Genomic DNA, 12,644 nt, shown 5'->3' with positions numbered 1-12,644 from the left:
AGGCGCTCGCTGTACCCTTGTAGATTCTCCGGCTCAAATTGGCGCAAAATCCGCGTTGCCTCGCGCAGGCGGGTTTCGTTCTCCTCTTCCAAAATGAGCACGTACTTGCCCGCATTGAGACGGTTGCGGTAGGCCAAAGCATCGCCGGAGCCGCTGGTCAGGCCTACTCCTCCCCCCACAAAAAAGCTGCCCATGGCCCCACCCAGGGCACCCAATAGGCCGCCGATTAGGTGGTTGCCCAGGGATCCCGCCCAGGCAAAGGTATCCAGGCCGCTGAGGAGGCTGAACCCCACTCCCGCCAAAAAGCCAAAGGGCACCAGCCAAATGGCCAGGCGCTGCATCTGCCGGCGGGCTGCTTGGGCCGGATCGATGAGCCCAAACTCATCTGCCGTTTTGTAGCCTCGCCCCAGGAGGTGCAGCCGCTCCAGAGGGAAGCCGGCTTGTTCCAGAGCGCTATAGGCCGCCTCGGCAGCCATGCGATCCGGCAGTACCGCAATGAGATAACTCATAGGAAGAGCTGCGCTTGTTATCAGCCAACTCCATTGTCTCCTGAGTTTGGGGAGGGATCCCTATGACACCGGCTTGCCCCACCGAGGCCCAATCCATCAGCCTCTACCAGCGCTTCTATGAAGTTGTGCGGCGGATCCCGCCGGGGCGAGTGGCCACCTATGGGCAGGTGGCGCGGCTTGCCGGCTATCCGGGGTATGCTCGCCAGGTGGGCTATGCCCTGTTTCGCCTGCAAGGCCAAAAAACCGACATCCCCTGGCACCGGGTGATCAACGCCCAAGGGCGCATCTCCTACTCCCCCTTTCGCCTTGGCTACGACGACCTGCAAAAAGTCTTGCTCCAAGCCGAAGGGATCCCCTTCGACGCCGAGGGCCGGGTGGACTTGCACCAGTTTGGCTGGGAGCCCAGGCAAGCTTAACCTGAGCTTGACCTAGCCTTAAACAGGCCATAGCGAAACCTCCCGCCCAGCTCTGGTAACGTGAACGCGGATGCGTCTTGTCTCGTGGATGGAGTGAAGGAGTTGTCATGAAACCAGCTTGTCGCCCCCGAGGGTCAGCCCCTGCCAAGGGAGGGTTCCCGGCTTGGCTGAACCCTCTGGCCAAGTCCCTGTGGACTGGGCTGTGCTGTTTGGCACTGGGTCTGGCTAATGCCTGCGGTACCACTGACGACAGCTCAGTTCCTCCAGCCGGCGGAGGAGCGGGGTTTATCGCCTCGGATCCCAATGTCACCCTCTCCAGTCAACCGCCCGCCTTTACGCTGCAGATTTTGCACGCTAGCGACTTGGAAGCTTCCATTGCTGCTGTTCAGGATGCGCCCCGCTTCTCGGCGGTGGTGAATGCACTGCGGCCCCAATTTCCCAACACCGTGATCCTCTCCAGCGGCGACAACTACATTCCCAGCCCTTTCTACAACGCCAGCGCCGATCCCTCGCTGCGGGCTCGCTACGACCGCACGCCTGGCAAGGCTGATATCGAGATCCTCAATGCCATTGGCTTTCAGGCCTCTGCTCTTGGCAACCACGAGTTTGACCAGGGTACCCGGCAACTCCGCGACCTCCTGCGGCCTGACCCTAGCCGCGGCTATGCGGGCGCCCGCTTTCCCTACCTAAGCGCCAACCTCAGCTTTAGCGGCACCGGCGAATTAAGCAGCACTGATCTAGCTCCCGATGGGCAAGAGGCCAGTTCCATTCCGGGCAAGATTGCCAAAACCGCTGTGATTACTGTAGGGGGACAGCGAATTGGCCTAGTGGGAGCCACCACCACGCGCCTAGCTGCCATTTCCAGTCCTGGCCCTGAGGTGAGAGTGGAGGGCAGGGTGGACGACACCGACCAGGTGAACGCTGCCCTCATCCAGAATTTCGTTAACCAGCTCACCGCGCAGGGCATTAACAAGATCATCCTCCTGGCCCACCTGCAGCAGCTCCAAAACGAGGTAACCCTGGCCAGCCAACTGCGGGATGTCGATGTCATTATCGCCGGCGGCTCCCACCGTGTTATTGCCAAGCCCACCGACCGCCTGCGCCCTGAAGATGTGCGCACGGGCGCCTACCCCATCCTGCGCTCCTCCGCCAGTGGTCAGCCGGTGGCAGTGGTCAACACCGGCGCCAACTACCGCTATGTGGGCCGCTTGGTGGTTGGCTTCGACGCCAACGGGGTGATTGCCCGCATCGATCCGGTAAGCGGCGCCTATGCCACCGATGACCAAGGGGTGGCAGCCGTGCGCGGCACTCCCAACCCTGAGGTGGTGCGGGTGGCCAACGAGATCGGCAACATCATCCGCGCCAAGGATGGCCGTACCTTTGGCTCTACCACCCAATTCCTCAACGGCCTGCGGGCCGAGGTGCGCACCGAGGAAACCAACCTGGGCAACCTCACGGCTGATGCCAACCTGGCCTACGCCAGAACGGTTGACCCCACCACCGTCATCTCCCTGAAAAACGGGGGCGGCATTCGCGCTCCTATTGGGGCTACCACCGGTGGCGGTGGCGGCGAGCCGGTGCGGCGGATCCCTCCGGTGGCCAACCCCGATGCCGGCAAGCAGGCAGGACAAGTTTCGCAACTGGATATCGAAACCGCTCTGGCCTTTAACAATGGCCTGTCGCTGGTAACCGTCACCGCCGAGGAGCTGAAGCAATTGATAGAACACGGGGTGGCGCAAAGCCAGCCAGGGGCCACGCCGGGCCGCTTCCCGCAGATTGGCGGCTTTGCCTTCAGCTTTGATCCCTCGCGGCCACCAGGATCCCGCGTGATCTCTTTGCGGGTGGACACACCCACCGGCCGAGATGTGGTGGTGCGCAACGGCCAGTTGCAAGGGGATCCCCGCCGTACCTTCCGCCTGGTGACGCTGGACTTCTTGGCCAACGGTGGGGATGACTACCCCTTCCCGCGCCTGTCCAACCCCAACCGGGTGAACTTGGCCCCCAGCTCCGGCATCACCTTTGACACTCCCGGCAGTGAACAGGATGCCCTGGCTCGCTATCTGCGGCAGATCGGCGTGTTCACCCAAGCCGACACACCGGCTGCCCAGGACACCCGCATCCAGAACCTCTCGGTACGTCAAGATACAGTACTGCAGGGCTTGTAGGCTGGGCTACTGTTAACCCGTGGATGGAGCCAACCGCCCCTCTCCTCTCTAGGGAGAGGGGATGGTTTTTGGGAAAGCGTCATTCCTCAAATGAGGAGCCATTCAGCATTCTCGAGCCATAGGGTAGAAAGTGTGCCAGCATAGTTCTGCTGGTAGCGCTAGACACCGCCGACGCCCCATGAGCCTGCCAAACCCATCTTCTCTGGCCAACCACCCGCCTGCGTCTTGGAGAGCGCAGACGGATCCCGTCCTCATCCTTGGAGCGGGCCTGATGGGACGCCTGCTGGCCGCCAGCCTTGTCGAGGTCGGGCATTCTGTGCGCATCGTCGAGGCCGCTTCTCCCACCGCTCCTGAGAGCAGTGCTGCCCATTTTGCTGCGGCCATGCTGGCTCCTCTAGCGGAGTCTGCCGTCGCCGAGGCCAGCGTAGTAGCGCAGGGGTACTATGCCCTCTCTCGCTGGCCCACCCTTCTGGCCAGTCTGGCAGAGCCGGTTTTTTTTCAGCAGGAAGGCACCCTGATCCTCTGGCACCGCCAAGATGCCGGGGAAGCCAAGCGCTTCTCAGCCCTACTGGCCGCTGTAGGGGAACGCCTTCCCCACCTCCCCCGGCCTCAGCCGCTGGATGCCCAGGCTCTGGCCGAGCTGGAGCCCTCGCTGGCCGGGCGATTTAGCCAGGGTCTCTATCTTCCCCAGGAGGGTCAGCTGGACAACCGCCAACTGCTGTTGGCTCTGCTGGCTAAACTGCAGCAGTACGGGGTGGAGGTGGAGTGGGGATCCCCCTGGGATCTGGAGCGGGCGCGAGCCTGGCAGCAGCAAACTGGCGGCTGGGTTTTGGACTGCCGCGGCCTAGGGGCTCAGAAAGAATGGGGTGGGCAAAAGCTGCTGCGGGGGGTGCGAGGGGAGGTGGTGCGTTTGTATGCTCCGGAGGTGGTGCTGCGGCGCCCAACGCGGCTGTTACACCCTCGCTACCCCATCTACATCGCTCCCAAGCCAGGGCACCTGTTCGTGGTGGGAGCCACTGAAATTGAATCCGAGGATCGCTCGCCCGTGAGCGTCCGCTCGGCTTTGGAGCTGCTCAGCGCTGCCTACGCGGTTCACCCTGCCTTTGCCGAAGCGCGTATCCTAGAATTGGGCAGCCAATGCCGTCCCACCTTGGCGAACAACTTGCCGGTGGTGGTGGAGCCATCCCCACGCCTGTTGCAGATCAACGGTCTCTACCGCCATGGCTTTCTCATTGCTCCGGCTCTCCACGATGCCGTTTTGGAGTACCTTCACCACGGCAGTTGTCGCCTTGCCCAAGAGTTGGGGATCCCTTTTCAGGTGCAGGCCGCCCCTCTTGCCGGTGAATCCCTGTCGCCATGCGTGTCTTGATCAACCAAAAGCCTTACGATTTGCCGGAGGGCACCACGTTGGCCGAGGCCCTCGCCCAGGTGGAGCTCAGTGGCCCCTTTGCGGTGGCGGTTAATCTAGAATTTGTGCCGCGCGCCCGCTATGGGCAAACCCATCTGCAAGAGGGCGACGAGGTAGAGGTCGTCGTGCCAAGTGCCGGCGGCTAGTGCCCCAGTTGTCTTTCTCCCTATCCTCCCCCAATGTCCACCCTTCTCCAGCTTTCCCCCTCGACTCGGGCCGATGAGGATCCCTTGGTGCTCTACGGCCAAGCGCTGCCCAGCCGCCTGATGCTGGGGACAGCTCGCTACCCTTCACCCGCCATTTTGGAACAGGCGGTGGCGCGGGCGCAGCCCTGTCTGTTGACCGTTTCCCTGCGGCGCCAGGGGGCGCTGGGGTCGGAAGCTTCCCAAGGGTTTTGGGCCCTGCTCCAGAAGTTAGGGATCCCGCTTCTGCCCAACACCGCCGGCTGCCACAGCGTGCAGGAGGTAATTACCACAGCGGAGATGGCCCGAGAGGTGTTCGGCACCGACTGGATCAAGCTAGAGCTCATCGGGGATGACTACACCTTGCAACCGGATCCGGTGCAACTGCCCGCTGCTGCCGCCGAGCTGGTGCGGCGGGGGTTTAAGGTCTTGCCGTATAGCACCGACGACCTGGTCCTGTGTCAGCGGCTCTTGGATGCCGGCTGTGAGGTAGTCATGCCCTGGGCGGCTCCCATCGGTACTGGCAAGGGCCCCCTCAACCCCTACAACTTGCGCCTGCTGCGGGAGCGGATTGAGGCACCGCTAATTGTGGATGCCGGTCTAGGCCTGCCTTCCCACGCCTGCCAGGTGATGGAGTGGGGCTTTGACGGGGTGCTGCTCAATACGGCAGTGGCTCTGGCTCGGGATCCGGTGGCAATGGCCGAGGCTTTTGCAGTGGCGGTGCGCGCAGGCCGCCAAGCCTATTTGGCTGGGGCAATGGTTCCCCAGGAAACACCCCAACCCAGCACCCCTGTTCTGGGCACCCCCTTCTGGCACCAGGGTTAGCTTCCCCTAGAGCAGGGGATCAAGCACCAGGCTTTTGCGCCTGGACGACCTGCAGGGCTCCTCCAGCGTGCAGGGTCTGCCAGACAGGTTGCCAGCCCTGTTGCTGCAGATACTGGGGCAAGTCCAGCTTGAGGAAGTGCCAGGCGGTCTCGGTTTCAAACAGGCCTAGAAAGAGGGCCAAAGCTGGCCAAAGGAGAGGCTGGCAAGGCGTGTGCAAATCGAGAATTAAAAGCCCTCCCCCCGGCTTGAGCACCCGCCACACTTCCCGCAGCACCTGTTCCAGGTCAGGAAAAGGCAGCTCGTGCAGGGCCAGGCTGGTATGTACCCAGTCAAAGCTATCGGCAGGAAAAGGCAGAGCCTGGGCAAAGGCTTCCACAAATTCCACCTTGGGGAGGCGTTGGCGAGCTGCCGCCAGGGCCTTGGGGGAAGCATCCAAGCCGACAACGTTTTGGCTCAGCTCGGCCAGGATTGGAGTCACTTCGGCAGGGCCACAGCAGAGATCCAACACCCGCTCTTGGGGCTGGATGGAGATCCCTTGGAGGGGCAACCGGCGCAGTCGCTCATATCCCCCCACTGCTAGGGCAGCCGCACGGCTGATGCTGCGGTAAAGCCAGGGAAAGCGGTAACTCCAGTCGCGCAGGAAGGTGGCCATAGGCAGGGATCCCTTGGGGCTTCTCCAGCCTACCTGTGAGACGGCTCCCCTGTCTCCTTGCTATTGTTGGTCCTCACCCCCAACCCCTCTCCCAGAGGTCACCCAAGCGCTCCGCGCCGCTCACGCGACCACCCCCAACCCTTCTCCCAGAGGTCACCCTCACCCCCAACCCCTCTCCCAGAGGGAGAGGGGAGTTGGCCCGGCTATTTTTGCCTAATGTGGAACTTTTTTCTGCCGGCAATCGTCTAGCCCGGCAAGGCATTTTGGGCCTTTTCTCCACCCCCCTGCTGGTATGACTCAGTTTGAGCTGCCTCCTTCCCCTTCCCCAAGGCCTGGCCAGCACAGCGTGATCTGGCTGGTGGCTGCGGCGGGGCTAACGGTCTTGCTCTGGCGGTTTCCCTGGGGCAATTACCTCCTCTACCCCTTTACTTTGTTGGCCACCTGGTTTCACGAGATGGGCCATGGCCTGATGGCACTGCTATTGGGGGGGGAGTTTCATCGTCTTGAGATCTATCCCGACGGCTCGGGGCTGGCCATTCACAGTGGCGAGCTGTTTTTGGGGCGGGTGGGGCGGGCCTTGGTGGCGGCTGCCGGGCCGATGGGGCCGCCCGTAGCTGGGGCCCTGTTCATCCTCACCTCCCGCCGCTGCAGCACAGCTCGGCTGGGGCTGGTATTTTTGGGATCCCTGTTGTTGCTCTCGACGCTGCTCTGGGTGCGTTCCCCTTTTGGCCTTTTGTTCCTCCCGGCCATGGGCTTGGGCATCTTGGCAGTAGCTCGCTGGGCTGCTCCTTGGTTACAAAGCTTTGCCCTGCAATTTTTGGGGGTGCAAGCCTGCGTGAGCACCTATCACCAGCTCGACTATCTCTTTATGGACGCTGCTGTCATCGACGGGCGGTTGATCCTCTCCGATTCCAGCCAGATTGCCCAAAACCTGTTTTTGCCCTACTGGTTCTGGGGAGGGGTGATGGCGGTGTTTTCTTTGGTTCTGCTGATCACCAGCTTGCAACTGGCCTTTCGCGACTAGGGGGCAAAGCCGCAATTCTGGAAGTGATTGTTGTCACCTAAAAATCCGTCGCCCATCACTGCCCAGCCGAAAAAACCGCCGCTACAGTAGGGGGCATGAGGAGTGAGGAGTGTGGGAGCGGATTATGTGGCGAGACGTTATTGGACTGGCTCTGGCGGCTACGCTGCTGTTGATCAGCAAAACGGCGGCAGATACCCTCGGCGAGAGCAAAGTACCAACTCTCAGCAAACCTGAGCCAATCCATTTTGTTCCACTGCAGTGAGGTTGTGCGTCGAGGCGTTATCCCATTGCCGTTTTGTGCAACACTCATCCTAGAGTCTTTTCGTGAGGCCTGGGATCCCTGATGCGCATAGCCCTGTTTACGGAGACGTTTCTGCCCAAGGTGGACGGCATCGTTACGCGGCTTTGCCATACGGTGCGCCATCTGACGGCCCGCGGCAACTCGGTGCTTATCGTCGCACCGCAGGGGGCTCCCAGGCGGTTTGCCCGGGCACGGGTCTACGGGATCCCAGGCCTGCCCTTGCCCCTGTACCCGGAGTTGAAGCTGGCTGCTCCCGGCCCAGTCATCGGCAGGGTGCTTAGCCGTTTCCGTCCGGATGTGATCCACGTGGTCAACCCTGCGGTTTTGGGGTTGGGGGGCCTCTACTACAGCCAAGCGATGGGGATCCCGCTGGTGGCCTCCTACCACACCCATCTGCCGAAGTATCTGAAGCACTACGGGCTGGGCTTTCTGGAGGGAGTTTTGTGGAACCTCCTCAAGCTAGGGCACAATTTGGCACGGGTCAACCTCTGCACCTCGACGGCGATGATGCAGGAGCTGAGCGCCCACGGCATCGAGCGGGTTCACCTGTGGCAGCGGGGGGTGGATACGGAGCTGTTTCACCCGCAGGCTGCTAGCCCAGAGATGCGGGCCCGCCTTACGGCAGGGCAGCCGGAGCGGCCGCTGTTGCTCTACGTAGGTCGGCTCTCGGCGGAAAAAGAGGTGGGGCGGATCCGGGTGTTGCTGGAGCAGATCCCGCAGGCGCGCCTGGCTATCGTGGGCGACGGGCCGGAGCGGGGATCCCTGGAGCAACATTTTGCCGGCCACGACGTGGTGTTTACGGGCTACTTGCAGGGGCAGGACCTGGCAGCAGCTTTTGCGTCCGCGGATTTGTTCGTGTTCCCCTCCCGCACCGAGACGCTGGGCTTGGTCTTGTTGGAGGCCATGGCTGCCGGTTGTCCGGTAATCGCCCCCCGCTGTGGCGGCATTACCGATGTGGTGGACAGCGGCCGCAACGGCTTTCTCTTCGATCCCGATTCCGACAGCGACTTTGTCCAGGCCACCCGGCAACTGTTGGAGAGTGCCGGGCAGCGGCAGCTCTTCCGGCAACAGGCCCGCCAAGAGGCCGAGCGCTGGAGTTGGTCGGCGGCCACACAACAGTTGGAGGAGTACTACCGCACCGTCATCGCCGAGTCGGGATCCGGCAAGAGCGCAGGCAGCGCGTGAGAATAAGAACAAAAGTCTTCAGCTAAGGAACAGCTTATCGCCCAGTCGCAGCGGATCCCCGACTATAGCAGAGCCCTGCTGCTGGAGCTGTTGCATCAGGGCATCGAGATCTCCTGGCAAAAGGAGCTGCAGGCAGCCTGTGGAGAGAATAAACTGCGGGTGGCCCACCCGCTCCAGGGATCCCAATCGTACCCTGCTGCAAGTGCATTACTTGGGCCTCCAGATTAGCCAGATCAGCGGTGCAACTCCAGGTCGCGTCTGCGCTGTAGAGCAACTGGGGAGCACGCTTAGGCGGAGAGGGGGCGCTCCCCTTCAATGGCCCGCACCTGCTCGACAAAGAACTCTTCTAGCGACTGCCGTTGCCAATGCAAGTCGGTCACCACTGCCCCCGCCTGGCTTAAAAGAGTGAGCAGCTCCGGCAGGGATCCGCCCCATTCCCCCGACCAATGGGATCCCTGGATCGAGAAGTGCTCGAGGCGGTCGCGGAACTGGTCGATGGCGCCGCCGTGCCCTTGCACGCGGTAGCTTTTGCTCTGGCCCAGCAGCTCGTCCAATGTTCCCTGCTGCACCAACTTGCCGCCGACAATAATGCCAATGCGGTTGCAGATTACCTCCACATCCCCCAGGATGTGGCTGTTGAAGAACACCGTTTTGCCCTGTTGCCGGAGAGACAAGATGATCTCGCGCATCTGGTAGCGGCCCATGGGATCCAGCCCCGACATCGGCTCATCCAGAAACACCAGCTCTGGGTCGTTGATGAGGGCCTGGGCTAGGCCAGTGCGCTGCAGCATGCCCTTGGAGTAGGTGCGCATTGGCTTTTTGCGGGCCGTATCTATAGAAAGCCCCACCAGCTCCAGCAGTTGTGGGATCCGCTCCTTGAGGAGGCTATCCGACAGGCGAAAGACCTTGCCCGCAAAATGGAGAAACTCCCAAGCAGTTAGGTAGTCGTAAAAGTAAGGGTTTTCCGGCAGATAGCCCACCTGCTGCTTGATGGAGCGATCCCCCAGGGGTTTGCCCAGCAAAGTGCCCCTGCCGCTGGTAGGCTCCACAATGCCCAGCAGACACTTGATCGTGGTGGTTTTGCCAGCTCCATTAGGCCCCAGTAGCCCAAAGGTTTCGCCACGGGCCACTGTTAGCGAAAAATCCTTGAGAGGGCTGACCACCTTGTTCAGCCAAAAGCCGGTGCGATAGGTTTTGCTCAGACCAGTGACGGCAATGGCCGGCTCAGGCTGCACGGCAGTCGCTTCTAGAGAGGGGGCCAACGTCTCGCTCATAGGAGGAGGCTGGGGTTGAAAAAACCAAGAAGAACTAAGCAGGATGCTAGCCTGCTCTCCAGTTTACGCTCTCCCCCCTTCTTTTGCCTCAGCCACTGGTTGGCAGCAACCTAGAAAGGCGTCTTGACCTTGGGTTGCTTAACCTTCAGCTCGCGAATCCGTTTCAACATCTTTTGGAAATACTCGGCCAGGTAGTCTTCAAGGGAGGTCAGAGAAGCCAGTTCAATGCCCAAGGCTTCGCACACAGGCGTCATGTCGGCATGCATCGGCTCCTTGGCGGCGATCACCTCCACAAACGCCAGCCGGTCGGCAATGTTCCAGCTCCACTGAAAGAACTGGGCCACCTTACGCGCCCCTCGCAGCAGCCCCAAAGGCATGGTGCTGACCTTGGCTTTTTTGCCGGAGAGCTGCTCGCACAGGGCGATGACCTCTTGGGATGTCCAGGCCTTGGGCCCCACCAAAGGGAAGATCTGCCGCTTGGCGGCTTCGACGCTGAGCGCTCGCACGGCAAACCGGGCTGCATCTAGGGTGTCGACGTAGGCCGTGGGGATGCTCTCGCTGGCTACCCAAACAATTTGCTCTTCCAAAATGGGGATGGCATACTGGCCGATCAATCCCTGCATGAAGCCCGCCGGACGAAAGATGGTGTAGGGCATCTGGGATCCGATCAAGTACTTCTCGATGTGGTGCTTGAAATTCATCAGGGGCACATTGGGGTACTCATGCTGAGCACCCATGATGGAGAAAAAGACGAAGTGGCCCACTTGGGCAGCCCGTGCCGCATTGATCAGAGCAACTTTGCCATCCCAATCCACCTGGCGGGCGCTGAGGGTGTCGGTTACCCGCACCGTGGCACAGTCGATCACCGCCTCGACGCCTTCCATCGCCGCTCGGAGCGTGCTGGGCTGCAGTAGGTTCCCCACCTTGAGGTGGGCGCCCCATTCACTCAAGAAAGCAGCCTTGGCCGGGTTTCGCACCAGACAAGTCACCTGATGCCCTTCTTCGATAGCCCGCCGCACCACCTGACGGCCCAGCGTTCCCGTTGCCCCCACAACCAGCACGTTCATAAAATTATCATTTCTTAACCTTAGGCTTAGTCTATCAGACAAAGGCAGCTTCCAACACAGAAGGATAGCTTGGTAGCCCCGAACTGGAGTGCGGGGCGGAAAAGCCCGTAATTGGCAATAACAGCGCCTTTACGAGTTTGTTTTTGAACTGCGTAAGAATCCCCCGCCTTTAGGCAATGGGAGTGTCAAAGCTCGGCCCAACTCTAAGCCATGAACAAAACAGGGATCCCCGACCCAAGGAGCTTTGCAGGGATCCCCAGCTCAGTCTGCTGCCGAGAGAGTGTTCACCCAGCCAGCTCGTTCATGCGTTGTGCCAAGGTGAAATCCAGTTCCGTAATGCCTCCGGCATCGTGGGTGGTGAGATCCACCCGCACGCGGTTGTAGACATTGGTCCACTCGGGGTGATGCCCCATACTCTCGGCCACCAAAGCCACACTGCTCATCCAGCCGAAAGCTTCCACAAAGGAGCGAAATTGAAACTGGCGATGCAGCTTCCCATCCTGCAAAGACCAGCCGGGCAGCTTCTCTAGCTTGGCCTGGATCTCGGCTTCACTGAGTTTGACAGGTCTGGACATGGGCCTTCCCTCCAGTCGATGCCATCGTTTCCATCACGTTTTCATCAAAAGAGCGGCTGCGGGCAGATCCCAGCTTCTTTACAAAACTTCGTAGTCTTCCAGTTCCTGGGAGGCGGCAGCAGGGCCGAGGGGTTTGTATAGCCAGTAGCCTTGCACAGCAAAGTGGGCCTGCCTATAGAAGTTAAGGGCAGCTTGATTGTGGCGGTAAACCTGCAAGGTGATGGCCGACAACTGCTGCTGGGATCCCCAGCGTTCTACCTGTTGCAGCAAAGCTCTGCCCAGTCCCCGCCGACGATGGGCAGGATCCACCCAGAGCAAAAAGACGTAGGCCACCCGCCGATGAGTGGCTTGGTCAGTAGAAATGCCGGCCCACACGCCGCCCACCGGCTCCCCTGTTGCTTCGTTGAGGATCCACCAGCAGGGAGTACGGGGGGGGTCAAAGAGGCGATCCAGGGTCGCTTCCAGGTGATCCCACTGGCTTTGCTCGGGGAAAGACTCCTGCAAGGTGGCCTGCAATCCCCGCCGCACCCAGGGCCGATCCCAGGCAGAGCCAATGCGCCAACGGTAACCAGCAGGCAGAGGGATCCCTTGGTCAGCCATCCTCAGACATCAGGAGAGCAGAGAAAGCCACCGGCGTCGCTTCCTCTACCGGGGCCGGCTGGGCCATATCTTCCGGCAGAAACGAGCGGATGCTCACCACCACCAGAGTAAATAGGAACACCAGCAGGATGAGAGCAGGAAAGATATATTGCCGCAGGATGTTCACGTTCCTACACAATCCTTTCAGTCTCTAGAGCATAGCGTGCAGAGGTGGATCCCTAGTCGGTCTTCCGGAAATCTCCTCTCCCCATCCTATCCTCATCTCAGCCCCTATCGACTAACCGGGCGGGATCCCGCGCGTCAACAAGGTGAGAGACTGTAGCCTATGATTCCAAAGTAAGCTCCGTCGTGCAATGAACTACCCCACTGCGCAGGCGGGTGGGATTTCCCCATCCGCTTTACGGCGAGATTTTTGTCTCTTCCTCTGCCCCAGTTGCTTCATGGATCCCGTGTACCGGGTC

Annotated in this window: 16 protein-coding genes; 8 read left to right on the top strand and 8 right to left on the bottom strand. The window is 61.0% G+C overall.

Annotated features, from left to right (window positions below; genetic code table 11):
* On the bottom strand, positions 1-509 hold a 509-nt coding region (locus tag NW863_RS09755), incomplete at its 3' end, for a hypothetical protein (protein ID WP_414366005.1).
* 62 nt (positions 510-571) lie between these two features.
* Here NW863_RS09755 and NW863_RS09750 point away from each other — a divergent pair.
* The 5 genes from NW863_RS09750 to NW863_RS09730 all read left to right on the top strand — a co-directional run bounded on the left by NW863_RS09750 (position 572) and on the right by NW863_RS09730 (position 5,505).
* A complete protein-coding gene (locus NW863_RS09750) occupies positions 572-925 on the top strand; it encodes an MGMT family protein (RefSeq protein WP_414366004.1) in 354 nt (117 codons plus the stop codon).
* Positions 926-1,134: 209 nt separating this feature from the next.
* Positions 1,135-3,090: a bifunctional metallophosphatase/5'-nucleotidase gene (locus NW863_RS09745; protein ID WP_414366003.1), complete on the top strand. Its 1,956-nt coding sequence runs from the start codon at positions 1,135-1,137 to the stop codon at positions 3,088-3,090.
* A gap of 178 nt (positions 3,091-3,268) precedes the next feature.
* On the top strand, positions 3,269-4,459 hold the full coding sequence (locus NW863_RS09740; RefSeq protein ID WP_414366002.1) for an FAD-dependent oxidoreductase: 1,191 nt from the start codon (positions 3,269-3,271) through the stop codon (positions 4,457-4,459).
* Complete coding sequence (thiS, locus tag NW863_RS09735; protein WP_414366001.1) at positions 4,447-4,644, top strand: sulfur carrier protein ThiS; 198 nt, start codon at positions 4,447-4,449, stop codon at positions 4,642-4,644. The genes NW863_RS09740 and thiS overlap by 13 nt, the downstream gene beginning before the upstream one ends.
* 33 nt (positions 4,645-4,677) lie before the next feature.
* On the top strand, positions 4,678-5,505 hold the full coding sequence (locus tag NW863_RS09730; RefSeq protein ID WP_414366000.1) for a thiazole synthase: 828 nt from the start codon (positions 4,678-4,680) through the stop codon (positions 5,503-5,505).
* 19 nt (positions 5,506-5,524) lie between these two features.
* Here NW863_RS09730 and NW863_RS09725 read toward each other — a convergent pair whose 3' ends face one another.
* Positions 5,525-6,157 carry a class I SAM-dependent methyltransferase gene (locus NW863_RS09725; RefSeq protein WP_414365999.1) on the bottom strand — a complete coding sequence of 211 codons (633 nt, stop codon included), beginning with the start codon at positions 6,155-6,157 and terminating at the stop codon, positions 5,525-5,527.
* Between the two features lie 292 nt (positions 6,158-6,449).
* Between NW863_RS09725 and NW863_RS09720 the strand changes: the two genes are divergently transcribed.
* The 3 genes from NW863_RS09720 (at position 6,450) to NW863_RS09710 (ending at position 8,667) form a co-directional block, all read left to right on the top strand.
* A complete protein-coding gene (locus NW863_RS09720; RefSeq protein ID WP_414365998.1) occupies positions 6,450-7,181 on the top strand; it encodes a M50 family metallopeptidase in 732 nt (243 codons plus the stop codon).
* A 124-nt stretch (positions 7,182-7,305) separates the two neighbouring features.
* Positions 7,306-7,443, top strand: coding sequence for a hypothetical protein (locus NW863_RS09715; protein ID WP_414365997.1), 138 nt, complete (start codon positions 7,306-7,308; stop codon positions 7,441-7,443).
* Positions 7,444-7,524: 81 nt separating this feature from the next.
* Complete coding sequence (locus NW863_RS09710) at positions 7,525-8,667, top strand: glycosyltransferase family 4 protein (RefSeq protein WP_414365996.1); 1,143 nt, start codon at positions 7,525-7,527, stop codon at positions 8,665-8,667.
* Between the two features lie 18 nt (positions 8,668-8,685).
* On the opposite strand, the gene NW863_RS09705 is transcribed toward NW863_RS09710, so the two are convergent.
* The 6 genes from NW863_RS09705 to NW863_RS09680 form a co-directional block, all read right to left on the bottom strand.
* Positions 8,686-8,853: a hypothetical protein gene (locus tag NW863_RS09705; protein ID WP_414365995.1), complete on the bottom strand. Its 168-nt coding sequence runs from the start codon at positions 8,851-8,853 to the stop codon at positions 8,686-8,688.
* Positions 8,854-8,954: 101 nt separating this feature from the next.
* A complete protein-coding gene (locus tag NW863_RS09700; protein ID WP_414365994.1) occupies positions 8,955-9,941 on the bottom strand; it encodes an ABC transporter ATP-binding protein in 987 nt (328 codons plus the stop codon).
* A gap of 110 nt (positions 9,942-10,051) precedes the next feature.
* On the bottom strand, positions 10,052-11,008 hold the full coding sequence (locus NW863_RS09695; protein WP_414365993.1) for an NAD(P)H-binding protein: 957 nt from the start codon (positions 11,006-11,008) through the stop codon (positions 10,052-10,054).
* Between the two features lie 284 nt (positions 11,009-11,292).
* Positions 11,293-11,583 (bottom strand): 4a-hydroxytetrahydrobiopterin dehydratase, encoded by a 291-nt coding sequence (locus NW863_RS09690; protein ID WP_414365992.1) that lies wholly within the window; start codon positions 11,581-11,583, stop codon positions 11,293-11,295.
* A gap of 78 nt (positions 11,584-11,661) precedes the next feature.
* A complete protein-coding gene (locus NW863_RS09685) occupies positions 11,662-12,183 on the bottom strand; it encodes a GNAT family N-acetyltransferase (RefSeq protein WP_414365991.1) in 522 nt (173 codons plus the stop codon).
* A complete protein-coding gene (locus NW863_RS09680; protein ID WP_414365990.1) occupies positions 12,176-12,349 on the bottom strand; it encodes a hypothetical protein in 174 nt (57 codons plus the stop codon). Before NW863_RS09680 ends, NW863_RS09685 begins: the two co-directional genes overlap by 8 nt.
* Between the last annotated feature and the right edge of the window lie 295 nt (positions 12,350-12,644).

The sequence above is a fragment of the Synechococcus sp. B60.1 genome (assembly GCF_047462555.1).
Taxonomy (GTDB): Bacteria; Cyanobacteriota; Cyanobacteriia; order Thermostichales; family Thermostichaceae; genus Thermostichus.
Note: the sequence above shows the minus strand (reverse complement) of the source record. Positions and strands in the feature narration are given on the sequence as shown.